Annotated in this window: 18 protein-coding genes; 11 read left to right on the plus strand and 7 right to left on the minus strand. The window is 73.1% G+C overall.

Annotated features, from left to right (window positions below; translation table 11 throughout):
* Positions 1-13: 13 nt before the first annotated feature.
* Complete coding sequence (locus ACFPYL_RS03240; protein ID WP_379150282.1) at positions 14-832, minus strand: class I SAM-dependent methyltransferase; 819 nt, start codon at positions 830-832, stop codon at positions 14-16.
* Between the two features lie 14 nt (positions 833-846).
* The gene (locus tag ACFPYL_RS03245) at positions 847-1,209 is read right to left on the minus strand and encodes a hypothetical protein (protein WP_379150284.1); all 363 of its coding nucleotides are present in this window, start codon (positions 1,207-1,209) and stop codon (positions 847-849) included.
* 35 nt (positions 1,210-1,244) lie between these two features.
* On the opposite strand from ACFPYL_RS03245, the gene ACFPYL_RS03250 reads away from it, so the two are divergent.
* The gene (locus ACFPYL_RS03250; RefSeq protein WP_379150286.1) at positions 1,245-1,970 is read left to right on the plus strand and encodes an oxidoreductase; all 726 of its coding nucleotides are present in this window, start codon (positions 1,245-1,247) and stop codon (positions 1,968-1,970) included.
* Between the two features lie 321 nt (positions 1,971-2,291).
* Here the strand turns inward: ACFPYL_RS03250 and ACFPYL_RS03255 are convergent, their stop codons facing one another.
* Positions 2,292-3,086: an HAD family hydrolase gene (locus tag ACFPYL_RS03255; RefSeq protein ID WP_379150288.1), complete on the minus strand. Its 795-nt coding sequence runs from the start codon at positions 3,084-3,086 to the stop codon at positions 2,292-2,294.
* Positions 3,087-3,205: 119 nt separating this feature from the next.
* On the opposite strand from ACFPYL_RS03255, the gene ssd reads away from it, so the two are divergent.
* The 7 genes from ssd (at position 3,206) to ACFPYL_RS03290 (ending at position 7,966) form a co-directional block, all read left to right on the plus strand.
* Entirely contained in the window at positions 3,206-4,255 is a 1,050-nt protein-coding gene (gene ssd / locus ACFPYL_RS03260; protein WP_379150290.1) for a septum site-determining protein Ssd, read from the plus strand.
* Complete coding sequence (locus tag ACFPYL_RS03265; protein ID WP_379150292.1) at positions 4,252-5,409, plus strand: TadA family conjugal transfer-associated ATPase; 1,158 nt, start codon at positions 4,252-4,254, stop codon at positions 5,407-5,409. The genes ssd and ACFPYL_RS03265 overlap by 4 nt, the downstream gene beginning before the upstream one ends.
* The gene (locus ACFPYL_RS03270) at positions 5,406-6,188 is read left to right on the plus strand and encodes a type II secretion system F family protein (RefSeq protein WP_379150294.1); all 783 of its coding nucleotides are present in this window, start codon (positions 5,406-5,408) and stop codon (positions 6,186-6,188) included. The genes ACFPYL_RS03265 and ACFPYL_RS03270 overlap by 4 nt, the downstream gene beginning before the upstream one ends.
* Positions 6,185-6,901, plus strand: a complete 717-nt coding sequence (locus ACFPYL_RS03275; protein ID WP_379150296.1) for a type II secretion system F family protein — start codon at positions 6,185-6,187, stop codon at positions 6,899-6,901. Before ACFPYL_RS03270 ends, ACFPYL_RS03275 begins: the two co-directional genes overlap by 4 nt.
* Before the next feature lie 152 nt (positions 6,902-7,053).
* Positions 7,054-7,239 carry a DUF4244 domain-containing protein gene (locus tag ACFPYL_RS03280; RefSeq protein ID WP_379150298.1) on the plus strand — a complete coding sequence of 62 codons (186 nt, stop codon included), beginning with the start codon at positions 7,054-7,056 and terminating at the stop codon, positions 7,237-7,239.
* A complete protein-coding gene (locus ACFPYL_RS03285; RefSeq protein ID WP_379150300.1) occupies positions 7,236-7,610 on the plus strand; it encodes a TadE family type IV pilus minor pilin in 375 nt (124 codons plus the stop codon). Before ACFPYL_RS03280 ends, ACFPYL_RS03285 begins: the two co-directional genes overlap by 4 nt.
* Positions 7,607-7,966 carry an Rv3654c family TadE-like protein gene (locus ACFPYL_RS03290; RefSeq protein ID WP_379150302.1) on the plus strand — a complete coding sequence of 120 codons (360 nt, stop codon included), beginning with the start codon at positions 7,607-7,609 and terminating at the stop codon, positions 7,964-7,966. Before ACFPYL_RS03285 ends, ACFPYL_RS03290 begins: the two co-directional genes overlap by 4 nt.
* Here ACFPYL_RS03290 and ACFPYL_RS03295 read toward each other — a convergent pair.
* Both ACFPYL_RS03295 and ACFPYL_RS03300 read right to left on the minus strand, forming a co-directional pair.
* Positions 7,960-8,268: a hypothetical protein gene (locus ACFPYL_RS03295; protein WP_379150304.1), complete on the minus strand. Its 309-nt coding sequence runs from the start codon at positions 8,266-8,268 to the stop codon at positions 7,960-7,962. The genes ACFPYL_RS03290 and ACFPYL_RS03295 overlap by 7 nt on opposite strands.
* Positions 8,269-8,443: 175 nt before the next feature.
* Complete coding sequence (locus ACFPYL_RS03300) at positions 8,444-10,771, minus strand: DEAD/DEAH box helicase (RefSeq protein ID WP_379150305.1); 2,328 nt, start codon at positions 10,769-10,771, stop codon at positions 8,444-8,446.
* A gap of 212 nt (positions 10,772-10,983) precedes the next feature.
* Here ACFPYL_RS03300 and ACFPYL_RS03305 point away from each other — a divergent pair, with 212 nt between their 5' ends.
* The 3 genes from ACFPYL_RS03305 to ACFPYL_RS03315 all read left to right on the plus strand — a co-directional run bounded on the left by ACFPYL_RS03305 (position 10,984) and on the right by ACFPYL_RS03315 (position 15,414).
* On the plus strand, positions 10,984-11,322 hold the full coding sequence (locus tag ACFPYL_RS03305) for an anti-sigma factor antagonist (RefSeq protein WP_056157267.1): 339 nt from the start codon (positions 10,984-10,986) through the stop codon (positions 11,320-11,322).
* A gap of 203 nt (positions 11,323-11,525) precedes the next feature.
* On the plus strand, positions 11,526-13,880 hold the full coding sequence (locus ACFPYL_RS03310) for a sodium-translocating pyrophosphatase (protein ID WP_379150307.1): 2,355 nt from the start codon (positions 11,526-11,528) through the stop codon (positions 13,878-13,880).
* A gap of 76 nt (positions 13,881-13,956) precedes the next feature.
* On the plus strand, positions 13,957-15,414 hold the full coding sequence (locus tag ACFPYL_RS03315) for a DUF7059 domain-containing protein (protein ID WP_379150309.1): 1,458 nt from the start codon (positions 13,957-13,959) through the stop codon (positions 15,412-15,414).
* A 4-nt stretch (positions 15,415-15,418) separates the two neighbouring features.
* Here the strand turns inward: ACFPYL_RS03315 and ACFPYL_RS03320 are convergent, their stop codons facing one another.
* Positions 15,419-16,159, minus strand: a complete 741-nt coding sequence (locus ACFPYL_RS03320; protein WP_379150311.1) for a hypothetical protein — start codon at positions 16,157-16,159, stop codon at positions 15,419-15,421.
* A 62-nt stretch (positions 16,160-16,221) separates the two neighbouring features.
* Positions 16,222-20,442, minus strand: a complete 4,221-nt coding sequence (locus ACFPYL_RS03325; protein ID WP_379150313.1) for a carboxypeptidase regulatory-like domain-containing protein — start codon at positions 20,440-20,442, stop codon at positions 16,222-16,224.
* Between the last annotated feature and the right edge of the window lie 88 nt (positions 20,443-20,530).

The raw sequence follows: 20,530 nt of genomic DNA on the forward strand, positions 1-20,530 counted from the left end.
TGGGCCGCGGCGCTCAGCTGAAGTCGATGAGCAGGACGTCGTCGCTCTCGGCGGGCGCCTTCGCCGCGGGCTCGGCGTCCGGCGTCGGGTCGGGGGAGGTCGGTCGCTGCGCGACCGTCGCCCGGAAGCAGGAGGCCAGGTACGGCAGCTGCATGCCGTCCATCCCGCGCCCGTAGTCGTCGTACAGCGCGAGGACCTCGGCGAGCTTGGCCTGCCGCGCGGCGTCGTCCATGACGGCGAGGTTGGAGCGGGAGAGCGCCAGGTCCTGCACGGAGTCGCGGTCGATCAGCTGCCAGTGCCGGAACGACTCCGACTCGATCTCGTCGAAGTGGACCGACTCGACCAGCGGGTCCGCGCTGCGCAGCTGCTCCTGGGTGCCGATGATCCGGCCGAGCTTGCGCACCCACGGGATCTGCTCGTCGCGCTCGTTCCAGACCAGGGCGAGCCGGCCGCCGGGCCGCAGCACGCGCGCGATCTCCGGCAGCGCCCGGTCGAGGTCGAACCAGTGGAACGCCTGACCCGCCACCACCACGTCGTACGACGCGTCCGCTGCGGGCAGCTCCTCGGCACCCGCGACGGAGGTGGGGACGTCGGGCAGCCGCGTGCGCAGCACGGCGAGCATCGCGTCGTCCGGGTCGGTGGCGTGCACGTCGTGGCCGACGGCCACCAGCGCCTCGGTCAGCTTGCCGGTGCCGGCGCCGATCTCGAGGACGGTGACCGGCTCGTCGCCGACGAGCCAGCGCGCAGCCTCGGCCGGGTAGCCCGGCCGGCCACGGTCGTAGGCATCGGCGACGGAGCCGAAGGAACGGGCGGGGGAGGGCTGGTCACTCATCAGGGCCACCGTACTCAGTCGAGGTACCGATCGAGGAGCGCCGCGTCGGCGCGCAGTGCCTTGGCTGCCTCGCCCGCGCGCCGGCCCTCCAGGTCGTCGGCCGAGGCGAGGCGATCGTCCCGTTCCGCCCGGACGATCGCGACGACGTCGTCGGGGCCGAGCTCCTTGCGGGCGACGTCGGCCGAACCGAGACCCTCGGACGCGCCCGCGATCACGCCCTCCGAGCGAAGGCTCGTGGGCGTCTCGTCGACCTCCGGCTGCGCCTCGGCGTTGGCGATCGCGGCGAGCGCGGTGCGCAGCACCCGCACCGCGTCCTTGTCGCGGGCCCGGAGAGCCGCGGTCAGGTCGTCGCGGAGTCGACGGGGCAGGTCGGCCATGGGGCGACGCTACCGGCGTCGGTAGCGTTCCGTCGGTGAGCACCGATCCGCTGTCGCACCTGGTGTCCCTCGAGGGCGTCCCCTCGGCGTACGCCGCCGCCCGGGACGGCATCGACGTGATGCTGCGCGACCGCGGCCTGCGCCGTACGTCCCCCGAGACGACCACCGAGAGCCTGCTGCGCGGCGCGCACGCGAGCGCGGTGCTGGAGGGGTCGTCGGCGACGCTCGCCGAGGTGCGCGAGGGGACCGGCGACGAGACCTCCGCCGATGCCGTGCGGGTGTCCACCGAGCTGCTCGGGCTCGCGCCGGCGCTCGGCCGCGCGCCCCTCCAGGCGCTCGCGCGCATCCACGCGCTGGCCGCCGCCGGGCTGCCGGCCGAGAGCCGCGGCCGCCCGCGCGACGGCGCGGCCGCCGAGACGCTGCGCGGGGTCGGGCAGCTGCTCACCGCCCCGACCGAGGCCCCGGCGCTGCTGGTCGCGGCGATCGTGCATGCGACGCTCGCGACGGCGGCGCCCTTCACCTCCCACAACGGCATCGTGGCGCGGGCGGCCGAGCGCCTCGTCCTGGTCGCACGCGGCGTCGACGAGAAGTCGCTGGTCGTGCCCGAGGCCGGCCACCTGGCGCTGCGGCCGGCGTACGAGTCGAACCTGCGCGGCTACCGCGACGGCGGCGGCGCCGGTGTGCAGGCGTGGTTGCTCTACGCCGCCGAGGCGTACGCCGCGGGTGCGGAGGCGAGTCCGCTCAGAAGGGCCTCGGAGTAGAGACTGCTTCTCGGCTCACCGGGGTTTCGAGACGCGCCGTCACGGGTCGTTGCGCTCGGACGTGCGAACGGCACCCGGTTCTCGAGTGGTGGGCCGGGTGCCGTCGCTGACACGTGACGCCGTTGGCTACCAAGCGTGCACTCTCTAACTGCGGCCCCGGGTGTATCCCGGCTCGGCCAACGCCCTGATGAAGGGTAGATCGCCGCGTGGGTACCAGGCTCACGTGCAGGATGTGGAGTTCTGACTTCATGTGTACGCCGGTCCCGACCGGTCCGCAAGGGTTGACTTGGCGGGTGATCGGTGGGTGACGCGTGAGGCGGGTCAGGCCCCGAGCCGGCGCTTGCGGGCGTTGGCCCAGAGCACCCCGCCGACCGCGACGACGCCGCCGACGGCGAGTGCCGCGAGGGCTGGCTTGGCGGGCGGCAGCGGCATCCGGGCGCGCAGCGCGACCGGCTTGGTGAAGACCAGCACCGGCCACTCGTGGGCGGTCGCGGCCTTGCGCAGCTCCTTGTCCGGGTTGACGGCGAAGGAGTGACCGACGGCCTCCAGCATCGGCACGTCGGTGACGGAGTCGCTGTAGGCGAAGCTGTTGTCGAGGTCGTAGCCGACCTCCTCGGCCAGCTCGCGGATCGCGCGCGCCTTCTCCTCGGCGTACGCGTAGTACTCGATCTCGCCGCTGTAGCGGCCGTCGACGATCTCCATCCGGGTCGCGATCACCCGGTCGGCGCCCAGCATCGCGGCGATCGGCTCGACCACCTCGGAGCCCGACGCGGAGACGATGACGACGTCGCGGCCGGCGAGCCGGTGCTCCTCGATGAGCGACACGGCCTCGTCGTACACGATCGGCTCGACGACGTTGTGGAGCGTGTCGGCGACGATCTCGCGCACGGTGGCCACGTCCCAGCCGGTGCACAGCTGCGACATGAACTGCCGCATCTTCTCCATCTGGTCGTGGTCCGCGCCGCCGACGAGGTAGACGAACTGGGCGTACGCCGAGCGCAGCACCGCGCGCCGCGTGATCAGGCCCCCGGCCTGGAACGGCTTGCTGAAGGCCAGCGTGCTCGACTTGGCGATGATCGTCTTGTCCAGGTCGAAGAACGCCGCGGTGTGCGCCATGCCCCCATCGTAGGTGGCGGCGAGCCGGGTTTCGTCCACAGTGCCGATGTCGAACCTCCTTGTCCACAAGGGAAATCGGCGCGGTGGCGGTCGATCTGAGCGCCGGGAAGCATCGGCCCATGACCGCTCCCCTCATCGTCACCCGCGACCAGTCCCTCCTGGACCAGCTGCTGCGCCTGGCCGCGGCCGCGGGCATCACGCCTGACGTTGCGCCGGATCTCGGCGCGGCCCTCCGGCGCTGGCCGGTCGCCCCGCTCGTCCTGGTCGGTGACGACGTCGCTGCCGAGCTGGCCGCCATCTCGCCGGCGCGCCGGCCCCGGGTGCACGTGGTGGCGTGGGGGCCGGTCCCCGACGAGCTGTTCCGGGTGACCGTCTCCCTGGGCGGCGAGAGCGTCGCCCAGCTCCCGTCCTCCGAGGGATGGCTCGTCGAGGCGCTGACCGACCTCGGCGACCCGCAACGGCCCGCCGGGGCGGTGATCGGGGTGATCGGGGGCAGCGGTGGGGCGGGGGCGACGACGTTCGCGTGCGCCCTCGGCCAGCTCGCCTCGCGGCGCGGCCGCGCCGTCGTCGTCGACGCCGACCCGCTCGGCCCGGGCGTCGACCGGGTGCTCGGGCTGGAGGACCGCGACGGTGTGCGCTGGGACGGGCTCTGCCACACGACCGGTCGGTTGAGCGCCCGGTCGCTGCGCGAGGCGCTGCCCCGGCGCGAGGACCTCGCGGCCCTCACCTGGCACGCGGGTGCACCGGGCACCCTCCAGGCGTTCGCGGTGCGCGAGGTGCTCTCCGCAGCTCAGCGTGGGCACGACTTCGTGGTCGTGGACCTGCCCCGCTCAGACGACCCGCTGGTCGACGAGCTCGTGGCGCGCTGCGACCGGTTGCTCGTGGTCGTCGTCCCGTCCGTCGCCGGGGTCGCCTCCGCCGTCCGGATCTGTGCCCGTCAGCCGGACCCCGGCCGGGTGCGGCTGGTGGTCCGCGGCACCGGTGTCCCCGCCTCGGCGATCGCCCGCGCGACCCGGGTCCCCGTGCTCGCCACGATGCCCGACCAGCGTGGCCTCGCGGAGTCCATCGACCTCGGCCTCGGGCCGGTCCGCTCGCGCCGCGGGGCGCTCGGCCGGGCGGCGGGTGAGGTGCTCGACCAGCTGACCCTCCTCCACGCGGCCGCCGCATGACGACGCAGGCGACCGACCTGGAGACGGTCCGGGACCGGCTGGCCCGGACACCGGGCGCGCTCACCCCGCACCGGGTCGCGGAGGCGCTGCGCGAGACCGGACGGCCCGTCGGCGACGCCGAGGTGCTGGCCGTCTACGAGACGCTGCGCCGCGACGTCGTCGGAGCCGGCCCTCTCGAGCCGCTGCTGCGCACCCCGCACGTCACCGACGTGCTGGTCAACGGCGCCGAGCAGGTGTTCCTCGACCGTGGCCAGGGCCTGGAGCTCACCACGGTCCGGTTCCCCGACGAGGAGTCGGTGCGCCGACTCGCGCAGCGGCTGGCCGCGCTCGGCGGTCGGCGGCTCGACGACGCGACGCCGTACGTCGACCTGCGGCTGCCCGATGGCTCGCGGTTCCACGCGGTGCTGGCGCCCCTCGCCCGGCCGGGGACGGTGATCTCCTTGCGCGTCCCGCGGCGCCAGGCCTTCACGCTCGACGAGCTGGTCGAGCACGGCACCGTCGACGCGGCCACGGCCGAGCTGCTCGACGCGATCGTGACCGCGCGTCTCGCGTTCCTGGTCAGCGGCGGCACCGGGTCGGGCAAGACCACGCTGCTCGCGGCGCTGCTGGCCCGGGTCGACCCCGCCGAGCGGCTCGTCGTGGTCGAGGACGCCAGCGAGCTGCGCCCGGACCACCCGCACATCGTCGCCCTGGAGGGCCGGCCCGCCAACCTCGAGGGCGCCGGAGCCGTCGACGTCCGCACCCTGGTCCGGCAGGCGCTGCGGATGCGGCCCGACCGGCTGGTGGTCGGTGAGGTCCGCGGCGCCGAGGTCGTCGACCTCCTCGCGGCCCTCAACACCGGCCATGAAGGTGGCTGCGGCACCCTGCACGCCAACTCGGCGCTCGACGTCCCCGCCCGGGTCGAGGCCCTCGCGCTGGCCGCCGGCCTCGGCCGGGCAGCCGCCCACAGCCAGCTCGCCTCCGCGGTCGACGTGGTGCTCCACCTCGTCCGGGGCGCCGACGGCGTACGCCGGCTCCGGCAGGTCGCGGTGCCGGCGCGGGGCGACGACGGGCTGGTGTCGATGGCCTCGGCCCTCGACGTGGGACCGGACGCCCGCCCGCGACCCGGCCCCGCGGCGGGGCTCCTCGCCGATCGGATCCGGGCGGCGCCGTGAGCGCCCAGCTGCTCGCCGCCGGTAGTGCCGCGCTCGCCGTGATGCTGCTGGTCCGACCGCCGACGCGACTGGCGGGCTCGGCCGCCCCGGGCACATCACCTCGGCGGGTGCTGCCGGTGGCCGTCGCCGCGGTGGTCGTGGCCGCCGTCGTCGCGCCCGGCGCCGGTGCGCTGCTCCTGGTGCTCGCCGGCGCGGGATCCGCGGGCGTGGCGCTCGTGCGGCGCCAGCGGCTGCGGCGGGCGGCTGCGACCGTCTCGGCACGGGTGCTCGAGACCTGCGAGGTGATGGCGAGCGAGCTCGCCTCGGGCCAGGCGCCGGGGGAGTGCCTCGACCGGGCGGCCACCACCTGGCCACCGCTGGCGCCGGTGGCCGCGGCGTTCCGCGTCGGCGCCGACGTGCCCGCCGCGATGCGCGACCTCGCGACCGACGTGGACGGCGCGGGCGACCTTCGGGTCGTCGCTGCCGCCTGGCAGGTCGCGCACCGCACCGGTGAGGGACTCGCCTCGACGATCGACCGGGTCGCGGAGTCGTTGCGCGCGGCCGCGGCGACGCGTCGGGTCGTCGCCGGCGAGCTCGCCTCGGCCCGGGCGACCGCGCGCCTGGTCGCCGGCCTCCCCGTGCTCGCCCTGGTCATGGGCTCCGGCGCCGGCGGGGACCCGTGGGGGTTCCTGGTCGGTACGCCGGCCGGCCTCGCCTGCCTCGCGCTCGGCCTGGCCTTCGGGCTGGCCGGGCTCTGGTGGATCGAGGCCATCGCCCGCGCTGCCGAGGACGCGGCATGAGCTGGCTGGCGGCGCTCGCGGCGGCGGCAGCGGTCGCGCTGCTGGTCCGGGTGCGTCCACGTCTGCCGACGGCCGGCGCCGAGCCGGTGGCGACCGGGCCCGCAGACGCAGGCTGGCTGCACCGGCACCGGCTGCTCTGGGCCGGCCTGGCTGGTGTCGCCGCGATGGTCTTCGTCTCCGGACCGGTGGGGGTCCCGGCCGGTGCCGCGGCCGCCGTCGTGACCTGGGTCGCGATCGGCCGGGCCGAGCCTGCCGCCGTCCGCGCCGCCCGTCTGGCCGTCGCCCGCGACCTGCCGCACGTGGTCGCCCTCTTCGCGGCCGCACTCCGGGCCGGTGCCGCGCCGGCCGACGCCATCGACCAGGTCTGCCGGGCACTCCCCGGGCCGGCCGCCGACCGGTTGTCCGGGGTCACCGCCCGGCTGTCGCTCGGGCTCGACCCCGCCCAGGTGTGGTCCTCCCTGACCGACGACCCCGCGCTGGCCGGCCTCGGCCGCACGATGGCGCGGGCGCACGCGAGCGGTGCCCCGGTCGTCCCGGCCGTCGAGCGGCTCGCCGACGAGCTCGCCCGGAGCGGGCGCGCCGACAGCGAGGAACGCGCCCGCGCCGTCGGCGTCCAGGCGGCGGTGCCGCTCGGCCTGTGCCTGCTCCCGGCGTTCGTGTTGATCGGGATCGTCCCGCTCGTGGTGGCCCTGCTGGCCAGCCTCGACCTGTGACGGCCGCCGGCCGGTCGGGCCACGAACCGTCCACCGGGGCCTCCGCCGCAGGGCTCTCCACAGTCGCCGACCGCCCGCCAGCGGGATCCGTCGATATCCCGGAAGGTCGGGGCCCACGGGCCGCATCGGGCGGCCGGGAAATGGAGGAACACATGTCTCTGCGATCACGCCGCCACCCCCGCGACGAGCGCGGCATCACCACGGCGGAGTACGCCGTCGGCACGGCCGCCGGTGCCGGTCTGGCCGGGCTGCTCTACAAGCTGCTGACCGGCGGCTTCGGCGACCAGCTGCTCAAGACCCTGTTCGACCACGTCCTCGGGCTGCTGGGCATCGGATGAGGACGCCCGCTCCCCGACGCGACGAGCGTGGTGCGGCCACGGCCGAGCTCGCCATGACGCTGCCGCTGCTGCTGGCGGTGACGATCGGGCTGGTGTGGCTGCTCTCGGTCGGCGCGGCTCAGGTGCGCGCGGTCGACGCCGCCCGCGAGACGGCACGGGCCGTCGCGCGGGGCGACGCCGCTGGCACCGCGATCGCGCGCGGGGAGCGGGTCGCGCCGCCCGGCAGCGCCGTGACGGTCCGTGACGGCGGCGGTGACGAGGTCACGGCCGTCGTCACAGGTCGGGTGCCGGGACCCGGAGGGCTGTTCGACCTCCCGTTCGCGCGGGTGTCGGCCGAAGCCATCGCGGCGACCGAGGAGACGACGCCGTGAGGTCCCGCGACGAGCACGGCTCTGCGACGCCGTTCGCGATCGCCTGCCTCGGCCTGCTCGTGCTGCTCGCCGCCGCGCTCGGTGTGGTGTCGGCGATGGTGCACGCCGAGCGGCGCGCCCAGTCGGCCGCCGACCTGGGTGCGCTGGCAGCGGCCCAGGCGGTGGCCCGCGGCGAGGACGGGTGTGCGGCGGGCGCACGGGTCGTGACGGCGAACGACGCCGAAGTCACGTCCTGCCGGGCCGCGGGCCGCGACGTGCGGCTGGAGGTGGTCGTGCTCGGGCCGCGCTGGTTGGGCCAGACCGGCGACCTCAGCGCCGAGGCGCGCGCCGGACCCGTGGACCGGGCGGCTCAGTAGTCGCGGTCGGTGTTCTTGTCGCGGTCGTCGTCGTCGCGGCGCTCGGCCTCGCGCTTGTCCAGCTTCTCGGACAGCTCGCTCAGCTGCTTGGACTCGCGCCGCTGGCGCAGGGAGCGCTTGGTGCCCCACTTGCTGATCGCGAAGCCCCAGAGGATGGCGGCGCCGCTGCCCAGGCCGATGAGGTAGAGACCCAGGGCAGTGATGTCGAGACCGAGCAGCTCGACGTTGGTGCCGTCGGCGGTCAGCACCGCCGCCACGACCGCGAGTGCGCCGACGAGCATGAGCAGGAGACCGAAGACCATGCGCGGACACTAAGGCATCCCACGCGCTTCGGGAACGTCTGCTGCGCCAGGTTTCGCATCCGATCTGGCGGCGCCGGAAGGCGACTCGACGGGACTCCGTCCCGCCTTCGCACCTCTGCCTTGCCAGATACGGCGCGAAACCCGGCTCGCGACGGCGCCGAAGCGCGAGGCATGCCTATCCCCCCTGGAGCAGGAGGTCGAGGAGGGCGGACGCGCCGGTCTTGTCGAGCGGGTTGTTCTGGTTGCCACACTTCGGCGACTGGATGCACGACGGGCAGCCGTCCTCGCAGGAGCACGCGAGGATGGCGTCGCGGGTGGCGGTGAGCCAGGCCCGCGCGGTCCGGTAGCCGCGCTCGGAGAATCCGGCGCCGCCCGGGTGCCCGTCGTAGACGAAGACGGTCAGCTGCCCGGTGTCCGGGTGCAGGGCGGTCGAGACACCACCGATGTCCCAGCGGTCGCAGGTCGCGAAGAGCGGCAGCAGCCCGATCGAGCAGTGCTCGGCGGCATGGGCGGCCCCGGGCAGGTCGCGGGCGGAGAGACCGGACTCGGCCAGCGCGTGCTCGGGCACGGTCCACCAGACCGCAGCCGTGCGCAGCGAGCGCTCCGGCAGGTCGAGCGGCTCCTCCCCGAGCACCTCGCCACCGGGCTGGCGGCGGCGCAGGAACGCCACCACCTGGTGGGTCACGTCGACCACGCCGAAGGAGAGCCGGCACGACCCCCAGCCGACGTGCTCGCGCTCCTCGACGATCGCGATGTCGGTGACCTCGCGTGCGGTCGTCGAGTAGTCCGGCTCGGCGCGCTCGATCTCCGCGACCTGCTCCTCGAGGTCGAGGGATCGCACCAGCCAGGTCTCGCCCCGGTGCACGTAGACCGCACCTGGGTGTGCCGTCGCGTGCGAGCTGGACGCGTCGACGGTGCCGATCACCCGGCCGGTGCCGCTCTCGACGAGCTGGACGGGCGCCCCGCCTGCCGAGCGGATGTCGGCGAGGTCGCTGGCCCGGCGCCGGTCGGTCCAGAACCACCCGCGCGGACGCCGACGCAGCAGGCCGCCCTCGGTGAGCGCGTCGACCACCTCGCGGGCGGTCGGCCCGAAGAGCGGCAGGTCGTCCTCGGTGAGAGGCAGCTCCTGCGCTGCTGCGCACAGCTGCGGCCCGAGCACGTACGGGTTGGCCGGGTCGAAGACCGTGGCCTCCACCGGGCGGCCGAGCAGCGCCTCGGGGTGGGTCACGAGGTAGGTGTCGAGCGGGTCGTCGCGGGCGACGAGGACGCCCAGCGCGTCGCGGGCGCCGCGACCGGCACGGCCGACCTGCTGCCACAGCGCCGCGCGGGTGCCGGGGAAGCCGGCCATCAGCACGGCGTCCAGGCCACTGATGTCGATGCCGAGCTCGAGGGCGTTGGTGGCGGCCAGCCCGGTCAGGGCGCCGCTGCGCAGCGCCTCCTCGAGGGCGCGACGCTCCTCCGGCAGGTAGCCACCGCGGTACGCCGCGACCCGGCCGGGGAGCGACGGGTCGACGTCGGCCAGCAGCTCGGCGGCCGTCATCGCCACCTGCTCCGCGCCGCGTCGCGATCGGATGAACGCCAGGGTCCGGACGTCCGACGACACCAGGTCGGCCAGCAGGTCGGCGGTCTCCGAGGACGCGGCTCGTCGTACCGGCGCGCCGTTCTCGCCGGTGTGGGAGGTGAACGGCGGCTCCCACAGGGCCAGCGCCACCCGCCCGCGGGGCGAGCCGTCGCCGGTGACGGCGAGGACGTCGAGGCCGGTGAGGCGTCGGGCGGCGAGGTCGGGCTCGGCCACGGTCGCGGAGGCGAGCACGAACGTCGGGTGCGCGCCGTACGACGCGCACAGGCGGCGCAGCCGCCGGAGGATCTGGGCGACGTGTGCGCCGAAGACCCCGCGGTAGTGGTGGCACTCGTCGACGACGACGTACTTGACCGAGCCCAGGAACGACGACCAGCGCTGGTGGCCGGGCAGCAGGGACCGGTGCAGCATGTCGGGGTTGGTGAGGACGTACTCGCCGTGGTCGCGGGCCCAGTCGCGCTGCTCCATGCCGCTGTCGCCGTCGTGGGTGGTCGCGCGGACGTCGAGCCCCAGCGACGTGATGCTGGCGAGCTGGTCCTGCGCGAGCGCCTTGGTCGGCGCGAGGTAGAGGACGGTGGCACCGCGCTGGCCGCGCGACCCCCGCGACCCGCGGATCGCGGTCAGCGCTGGCAGCTGGTAGCCCAGGCTCTTGCCGGACGCCGTGCCCGTCGCGAGCACGACGTGCTGGCCCTCCCAGGCGGCCTCGGCGGCGACGGCCTGGTGCTCCCAGAGCCGCTCCACCCCTCGAGCGCGCAGCGCGGAGACCACGTCGGACGCCACCCACGCGGGCCAGTCGGCCGGCCGCGCGGCCCGCGGCGGGAGCACCTCGAGGTGCCGCAGCCGGTCCTCGCGCCCGGGCACCGAGGCCAGCCGGTCGACCAGGTCTCCCAGGTCGACCGACGGGGAGCGGGGGGCCGTTGACACCCGGTCATTCTCCCCGAGTCCGCCGACATCGGTGGACCCCGGAGGCCCCACGGAGGCGCCGAGCGTCGTACCCTGCCTCGGACGATCGTCTCGGGCTTGTGGCCTACTTTGTGCGCGGGACGGCACGAGCGTGGTTTCATTGACCAGGCCGGACACCGGGCGAGAGCCCGATCGGACCGGTCGACCGAACGAACTGCACCGGGAGACAAGTAGTGGACCTGACTCTGACGACGCGCGACGCCGGTGGGAAGACCATCGTTGCGGTCGGCGGCGAGATCGACGTCTACACGGCACCCAAGCTGCGGGACAAGATCACCGAGCTGGTCGCGGCCGGCGCCTACGACATCGTGGTCGACATGGAGGAGGTCGAGTTCCTCGACTCCACCGGGCTCGGCGTGCTGGTGGGCGGCCTGAAGAAGGTCCGCGCTCACGACGGCTCGCTCGAGCTGGTCTGCAACCAGGACCGCCTGCTCAAGATCTTCCGGATCACCGGCCTCGCCAAGGTGTTCGTGATCCACGACTCCGCCGAGGCGGCGCTCGCCGGCAGCTGACCGGACCTCACACCTCACCTCACCCCCGCCGTCCGCAAGGACGGCGGGGGTGAGGTCATTTCCGGCGCGATTTCCCGATGATCGAGACTCGCCGTGTGTTCCAGGTCACATATCGGTGCTCTCGCCCGTCTCGTCGTGCGTAGACTCCGGCCCGTCCGTGTGAGATCTGCATCACTTCCAGCATCACACTCAGGAGGAACCGCATGACGGGGATCAGTCCCGCTGTCGTGGAGCTCTCCGGGGGCAATCTCGTCCTGGTCATCGTCGTCGCACTGATCGCGCTGGGCGCGCTCGCGATGGCGGCGATGTTCCGCCAGGAGGTCCTTGCTGCCGGTGAAGGCACCGACAACATGAAGAACATCGCCCAAGCGGTGCAGGAAGGGGCCAACGCGTACCTCACGCGTCAGTTCCGGACGCTCGCCATCTTCGCGGCGATCGCGTTCTTCGCGTTGCTCGCGCTCCCAGCCGACGACGCCACGGTGCGGATCTTCCGCTCCGTCTTCTTCCTCGTCGGTGCGGGCTTCTCCGCCTCGGTGGGCTACCTCGGCATGAACCTCGCCGTCCGCGCGAACCTGCGCGTGGCGGCGGCCGCCAACGAGCAGGGCCGCGAGCCGGCCATGCGGATCGGTCTGCGGACCGGCGCGATGGTCGGCATGCTGACGGTCGGCCTCGGCCTCCTCGGAGCCAGCATCGTGGTGATCTGCTTCCAGGACGAGGCGCCGAAGGTGCTCGAGGGCTTCGGCTTCGGTGCCGCGCTGCTCGCCATGTTCATGCGGGTCGGCGGCGGCATCTTCACCAAGGCCGCCGACGTCGGCGCGGACCTGGTCGGCAAGGTCGAGCAGAACATCCCCGAGGACGACCCGCGCAACGCCGCGACGATCGCCGACAACGTGGGCGACAACGTCGGCGACTGCGCCGGCATGGCGGCCGACCTCTTCGAGTCGTACGCCGTGACGCTGGTGGCCGCGCTGATCCTGGGCTCCCAGGTGTTCGGCGACAAGGGCCTGGTCTTCCCGCTGCTGATCCCGGCCATCGGCGCCCTGACGGCCGTCGCGGGCGTCTACCTGACGAACCCGAAGGCCGGCGTGAGCGGGCTGACGACGATCAACCGGTCGTTCTACCTCTCGTCCGCGATCGCCGCGGTCGCCAGCGTGGTGCTGTCGTTCGTCTACCTGCCGGGCAGCTTCCGCGAGTTCGGGGTCCTGTACGCCGGCTTCGACGGCGACCCGCGGATCATCGCCTCGAGCGCGGTCGTCATCGGCATCGTGATGTCGGCCGGCATCCTGGCCCTCACCGGCTACTACACCGGCACCGAGTACCGACCGGTCAAGGACGTCGGCAAGACCTCGCTCACCGGCGCGGCCACCGTCATCCTGTCCGGTCTCTCGGTCGGCTTCGAGTCGGCCGTCTACACGACCCTGGTCATCGGGGCCGCGGTGTTCGGCGCCTACCTGCTCGGTGGTGCGGCCCTGACGGTCTCGCTCTTCGCGGTCGCCCTGGCCGGTACCGGTCTGTTGACCACCGTCGGCGTGATCGTCGCGATGGACACCTTCGGACCGGTCTCCGACAACGCCCAGGGCATCGCGGAGATGTCGGGCGACGTGAGCGAGGAGGGCGCGCAGATCCTCACCGACCTCGACGCGGTCGGCAACACGACCAAGGCGATCACCAAGGGCATCGCGATCGCGACGGCGGTGCTCGCGGCGACGGCGCTCTTCGGCTCCTACTCGACGTCGGTGTTCGAGGCCGTCCTCAAGGCGCGGCCGTCGGAGGAGGAGACCAACCTGCTCGACTTCGCCGTCTACAACCCGGCGGTCCTGGTCGGCGTGCTCCTCGGCGCGGCGGTGGTGTTCCTCTTCTCGGGCCTGGCGATCAACGCCGTGGCGCGGGCTGCGGGCGCGGTCGTCTACGAGGTGCGTCGCCAGTTCCGCGACATCCCCGGGATCATGGAGGGCACCGGTCGCCCTGAGTACGGCAAGGTCGTCGACATCGTGACCAAGGACTCCCTGCGTGAGCTGATCACGCCGGGCATCCTCGCGGTGCTGGCCCCGGTCGCCGTGGGCTTCGGCCTCGGCGCCACTGCCCTGGCCGGCTTCCTCGCGGGAGCCATCGGCACCGGCACCCTGATGGCGGTCTTCCTGGCCAACTCGGGCGGCGCCTGGGACAACGCGAAGAAGCTCGTCGAGGACGGCAACCACGGCGGCAAGGGCTCCGAGGCCCACGCGGCCACGGTCATCGGCGACACCGTCGGCGACCCGTTCAAGGACACCGCCGGCCCGGCCATCAACCCGCTGATCAAGGTGATGAACCTGGTCTCGCTGCTGATCGCCAGTGCCGTCGTCTCGATGAGCGTGGGCAAGGACCAGCACGACGTCCTGCGGATCCTGATCGCCCTGGTGGCGGTCGCGATCATCGCGGGTGCGGTCATCGTCTCCAAGCAGCGGGAGTCCACCCTCGGCGACGACGCCGGTACGACGGCACCGCCGCCGCCCCCGCCGCCGGTCGCGCAGCCGGACCCGGCCCCGACGCAGCAGTTCGACGCGCCAGGCCAGCCGTAGCAGTCACGACGTCGACCCGTCCGCCCCGCGAGGGGAGGGCGGGTCGTCGTCATTTCACTGCCCCTAGGCTCGGGCGGTGACCGAGTCCCTGCCGCTGCGCCTGCGGGCCGCCCTGCTCGACGCCGACTTCACCTACGACCGGGTGGCCGACCTGCTCGGGCCGGCGGCGTACGACGCGCTGGCCCGCAACGAGACGACGCCGGCCCTGCGCCGTACGACCGGCGGCAGCACGCTCGAGACGCTGACCCGCCTCTTCCTGCTCCAGACGGTCGTCGATCTCGACGCTGCCGAGCGCGCGCTCCCCGGACTCGTCGACCGGCTCGCCGCCGAGGGCTTCCTCGAGAGGTCCGTCGGCGAGGTCGCGGCCCGGCTCGACGTCCGGCCGTACGCCGCCGACGGCGACAACCTCTGGGTCGTCAGCGACCTGACGCCCGGGCTCGACGGCGGCCCCAACCGGGTCGGTCCCGACCACGTGCTCGGGATCAGCTCGGCGTCCACATCCCTTGCCCAGCTGACGATTCGCGAAGAGGTCGGCCGCTCGCTCGACCTCGGCACCGGGTGCGGCGTCCAGGCCCTGCACCTCGCCGGCCACAGCGGCGCCGTCGTCGCGACCGACGTCAACGAGCGCGCGCTGCGGCTCACCCGTTTCACCGTGGCCCTCAACGACATCCGCACCCCGGTCGACGTCCGGGCCGGCTCGTTCTTCGAGGCCGTCGCGGGCGAGCGGTTCGACCTGATCGCGACCAACCCGCCGTTCGTCATCTCGCCGGCGACCGGTGAGCGCCTCGTCTACCGCGACTCCGGGCTCCCCGGCGACCGGGTCGTCGAGCACATCGTCCGGTCGGCGCCCGACCACCTGACCGAGGGCGGCTGGTGCCAGGTGCTGGCCAACTGGGTGATCCCGACCGGCGCCGCCTGGGAGGACCGGTTGAGCTCCTGGGTCGCCGACGACTGCGACGCCTACGTCGTCCAGCGCGAGGTCGTCGATCCCGCGTCGTACGTCGAGCTCTGGCTCAAGGACGCCGGCCAGCACGGCGGCGGCCCGGACTACGCGGTCCGCTACGACACCTGGGTCTCGTGGTTCGAGCGGCAGGGCATCGAGGCGGTCGGCTTCGGCTGGATCAACCTGCGCCGCTCCGGCGCGGCCCAGCCGAAGCGCGAGCTCCTCGAGTGGCCGTACGACGTGGAGCAGCCGATCGCGCCCGCGCTCCTCGGCTGGGCGACCGCCGGCGACGCCGTGGTCGACCTCGACTCCCGTCTCGTGGTCCGCCCGGACGTCCAGCAGGAGACCGTCGGTGCGCCGGGCGCCGCCGACCCCGAGGTGGTCGTGCTCCGGCAGCAGCGCGGCCTCCGCCGGGCCCGTCAGGCCGACACCGTCGAGGCCGCCCTGGTGGGCGCGTGCGACGGCGAGCTCAGTGTCGGCCAGATCCTCGACGCCCTCGCCGACCTCCTCGGACTCGACCCCGAGGAGACCCGCGCGACCTACCTCCCGACAGTGCGGGAGCTGGTCGCGGAGGCCTTCCTCGAGGTCTGACCGGTCACGCGGCGGCCGCCGCCGCGCGGGCCCGGTCCCGCAGGCGGATCAGACGTGCCCGGGTGGCTCCGGTCAGCAGCTCCGGCCGGCCGAGCGGCTCGAGGTCCGGCACGCCCGCGGGACGCCCCCACCGCTCGGCATGCGGGCGGAAGCCACGCAGCGTCGACGCGACCACGGTGCCGTACGACGACGCCGCCGAGCGGAGGTCGAACGCGTCCTGGATCGTGCCCACCCGCTTGGTGCCCACCGGGTGGAACGTCCCGTTGGCCTTGCCGACCGCCCAGCAGATCCCGGCGGCGAGGTGGGCCGCCGTGCTCGCGCGGGTCACGGAGTCCGGGTCGTCGGCCCACAGCGCCAGCAACGCGTGGCGGAACGCGTAGGACATCTCCTGGTCGAAGAGCCGGGCGGCGACCGAGTCGAGCAGCTCGGCCGTCGCCTCCATCCGCTGGCGCTGGGCCGCCTGCGGGTACTCGACGGGCAGGTCGATCACGTCGTCGTCGAGCGGCTCAGCGGTGAGGCCCTCGACGGCCGCGCGGCCGCCGCACACGCTCTCCAGCCAGGTGTGCACCTGCTCGTGGACGGGGGGCGGCGGGGGCGGTGGCGGTGGGGCAGGCGGCCGGACGTGCGGCTCCCACTCGGTCCCGACCGCCGGCTCCTGCCAGGACTCGACGAGGCGGCCGTCGACGAAGACGAGATGCGTGACCAGAGGCGTGCGCCACGGTTCGGTGTAGTGGTCTGAGTACATGGTGGGACGGTGCCACGCGCCGGCGACCCGGCGCGTGGCTCATCCACAGGTCCGCTCGGGACCTACTTCTTGACGGTCAGCTTCACCTTGCCCGCTGCCTTGTTGATGGTCTTGCTGCCGGCGTACGCCAGCGTGAGCGTGTGCTTGCCGGGCTTGAGCTTGAGCTTGCTCAGCGGCAGCACCGCCTTGCCCTTGCTCTTGGCCGTCAGCTTGATCGTGGCAACCTTCTTCTTGCCGTCCTTGACCACGATCACGCCGGTCGGCTTGGGCAGCGTCGGCACCGTGAGGGTCACCGTGAGCTTGCCCTTCTTGAAGACGCCCTTCACCGTCGCCGGCGCCTTCGGCACCGCGATCGCCTTGCTCGTGAAGACCGTCGAGGCGCGCACCCCGTCGGGGTCGTCGATGGTGATCCGGTAGCTCAGCTTCTTGGTCGCCGCCACCGCCGGGATCTTGAACTTCTCGAAGTAGTTGCCCGTCGAGTAGTCGTCAGCCGGCTTGCCGTCGATGAACCACTCCACGATCACGTAGTCCTTGTCGATCGAGGCGCCCTGGAGCGTCCCGAACGTCGTGCTGACGACCTGGCCGACGGCGACCTTGCCGCTGAGCTTGGGCTGGACCTTGAAGGCCGCCGGTGGGAAGAGCATCTGGACGTCGTCCAGGACGCCGTCGACGAGGTCCAGCCCAGGGGCGCTGATCGCACCCGTCGGGCCGACGGTCACGGTCACCGGTGCGGTGGTGTCGTCGTAGTTCGTCAGGTACGCCGTCTGGTAGCCCGGCTTCTCAAACCTGAGCTGGTACTTACCCGGCTTCACCGGGATCCGGTAGACCCCACCGTCGCCGAGGCTGGCGTCCGGACCGGTCGTTCCCTCGCGCTGGTTGGCCGTCGCCGTCCCGGCGACGGGGATGGCCGTGACGACGACGCCGTCGAGCGGATCGAAGTTCACCGGCTCGTAGACCGTGCCCTTCAGGTCGTACGCCGTGTCCGCGGTGACCGCGGTGAGCACGGTCGTGAGGCTCGAGGGAGTGCCGTCGACGGTGACCACGCCACTCTGACCGACCTGCACCTCCTTCGGGGGCTCGCCACCGAAGTAGGTCTGCTGGTAGCGGGTCGCGTTCGAGGTGTTGTCGGTGAACCGCAGCCGGTAGGAGCCGATCTTGAGGCTGAAGCCGAAGGCACCGCCGCTGCCGGTGGTCGTGGTCGCGCCGGGTGTCGATCCGGAGGGAAGGGCCTCCACCGTGATCCCGGGGAGGCCGGTGCTGCCGTTGGTCGCCGTGCCGGTCACCGAGTAGGTCTTGAGCCCGGCCAGGGTGATCGAGCCGACGTCGCCGTCGGTCGCCGGCTCGCCGTCGACCGTGACGTTGGGACTCGTGGAGGCGACCACCAGCGCCGACGGGGTCTCGTCGTCGGACGTCAGGAAGCCGCTGCCGAAGTCCGCGTTGCCCGCGACGGTGACGTGATAGGTCCCCGGCTTGAGGTTGAGGACAAACTGGCCGTCGTCGCCAGAGAAAGTGCTCGCGGTCACTCCGGTGGAGATCGCGGTCGCGGTCACCGGACGGCCGACGATGCCGTCACTGTTGGCGTCGACGACCTCTCCGCTGACGACGTACGTCGTCTCGGCCGTGACCGGGGCGAGGTTCATCGCGAGCAGCGTGCCGTTGGGTGCGGTGGGCGAGCCGCCCGAGTAGATCAGGAGGCTCTGCCCGATCTTCACCTCGGTCGCTCCGGCGGAGGTCTGGCTGTCGACGTACCAGGCTCCGACGTAGCTGCTGGTGCTCTCGACCTGCACCAGGTAGGTGCCGATCTTCAGGCCCCCGAAGGTGTAGACGCCGGACCCGTTGGTGGTGGCCGTGTCGATCGCGGTGGAGCTGTCCGCGGTGGAGTACAGCTTCACCGTCAGTCCGCTCACGGCGGCGCCACCGCTCTTCACCGAGCCGGTGATCGTGTGCGTGTTCGTGCCCACGAGGGCGGTGTCCTCGAGCTCCCTGTTCGGCACCGCGACGCCGCCGGCCGTGACCGTACCGCCGCTGGCGACCACGACGTCGACGACGACGGGCGGGTCGTTGTCGTTGCTGTAGTACGAGGTGGTGAATGCGGCGGCGTCGTACTTGATGCGGTAGGTCCCGACCTTCAGGTCGAGCACGTAGTGACCGTCGCTGTCCGTGGTCTTCGCGACCTGGTTGGCACCCGGTGTGGCGCCCTGCGGGACCGCGGTCACGCTGGCGCCGACGATCGCATCGCCGTTGGCGTCGGTGAGGTCGCCGCTCACGGCGTACGTCGTGTCGGCGGTCGACCGGGCGAGCTTGGTGACGCCGAGGTCGTTGCCGGGGCGGGTCGCGTTGGCGACGATCGCCGCGCCGCCGCGGGCGATCTTGACCTCGGTCGCCGGGCTGCCGCCGTAGGAGGCGCCGACGTACTGGAAGCCGGATCCGTCGGTGTCCGTGAAGTCGATCGTGTAGGTGCCGACCGTCAGCCCGGGCACCGTGTACACGCCGGAGGCGTTGGTGGTGCCGGTGCCCGCGGTCGCGCTCGGGTCGCTCGTTGGGTGCACAGTCACGTGGATGCCGACGATGGAGGCGTCGTTCGTCGCGTCCTCGACGGTGCCGGTCACCTGGTATGTCGCGGTGCCGGTCAGCTCCACGTCCTCGAGAGCGCCGCCCGGCGCTTCGGTGGTGCCCGCGGTGACGGTGCCGGTGCCGGACACGACGACGTCGACGGGCACGCTCCCGCTGCCGGTGTAGGCGCTCGAGTTGAAGTCCGTCGCCGCGTAGCTGATCCGGTAGGTTCCCGCCTTGACCGAGAGGACGTAGTGGCCCGTGCCGTTGGTGGTCGCCGTGGCCTGGTTCTCCGCAGGAGTACCGCTCTGGGGCACGGCCGTCACCGTCGCCGACGGGATCGGGTCACCGTTGGCATCCACAACGTCCCCGCTGACGTCGTACGTCGTCGTCACGCTGGCAACGCTGAGCAGCACGTCGCCGAGGGTGGTCACGGAGGACCCGCCGTTGACCGTCAGCGTGCCGCCTTGGGCGACCTTCACGACGACCGGGGTCGCTCCGCCGATCCAGGTCGGCTGGTAGTCGGGCGCCACGCCGTCCAGGTCGACGACTTGGACGTGGTAGGTGCCGATCGGCAGGTCGAGGGAGTAGGTGCCGCCGGCGTCCGTGGTCGTCGTGTCGACCACGTCGGCCAGCAGGTCCGAGTCGGCGGGGAAGGCCCGCACGGTCACGTTGGGCACGGCGGCGCCGCCGCTGGCAGCGTGCACCGTCCCGGTCTTGGCGTACGGCGTGCTCGGCAGGGTGAAGTCACCCAGCTTGTTGTCGACCAGGGACTCCGTCGGGGCCGTGGACAGCTGCCCGTCAGCGGCCACCGTGATGGTCGAGGTGCCGCCGTCGACGCCGTACTGCCGGGTCTGGAAGCCGGTTCCCGAGAACGTCACCCGGTAGGTGCCGGGCAGCACCGTGACGCTGTAGTCACCGGTCGCGCCGGTGGTGTCGCTGCCGGAGTCGCCGGTCCCCTCGGATACGCCCACCGCGACGGTCACCCCGGTGACGGTGTCGCCGTTGGCGTCCAGCACCCGTCCGGCGATCGGGAACTCCGAGCCTGCGGGCACGGGGGAGAGGACGATCGCGCCGAGCGCCCGGTTGGAGCTGAGGGTGATGTCGTCCGGGGTGCTGCCCATGCCGTACCAGCGCGGGAGGTACATGTGGGCAGGGTCGCTCAGCGCCACGTGGTAGACGCCTTCGGGGAGGGTGAAGCTGAACGCGCCGTCGGAGGAGGTGGTGAGGGTCTGCACGACGTCGTCGTGGTCGTCGTTCGCGTAGACCTCCACGAGGATGCCCGCCAGCGGGTCGCCGCCGGCCTTCGTCGCGGTGCCCGAGATCGTGTGGGTCGTCACGCTGTTGATCACGATCGGCCCGAGGTCGCCGTCCTCGATCGGCTCGTCGTCGACGGAGGCCACCCCGTCGCCGTCGACGGTGATCACGAAGGCGTCTTCCCCGCCGTACCAGTCCGAGGTGTAGCCGGTCTTCGAGAAGCGGATCTTGTAGGTGCCGGCGGAGAGCTCGAGCGAGTAGCTGCCGGTGCCGTCGGTGACGTCGCTCGCCCCAGCGCCCGGGACGTCGGTGAGGGTGGCACTGTCGACGGCCTGCACCGTGACGCCGACGAGCTGCGCGCCAAGCCCGTCGACGACGGTTCCGATCAGCGTGGCCGGAGCGGCCTGCGCCGGCGCGGAGCCGAGTACGACAGCCAGCGGCACGAGCAGCAGCGCGCCCAGGAGGGCGACCATGCGACGCAGGGTGGTCGGGGACGAGGACATGCGGTGCCTCCAGGGGCCGTGGGTGACGCGAGAATCTTCGCCGGGGAGACGCTCGTCC

Origin of the sequence: Nocardioides hankookensis, assembly GCF_042658885.1 — a bacterium.
GTDB lineage: Bacteria > Actinomycetota > Actinomycetes > Propionibacteriales > Nocardioidaceae > Nocardioides > Nocardioides hankookensis.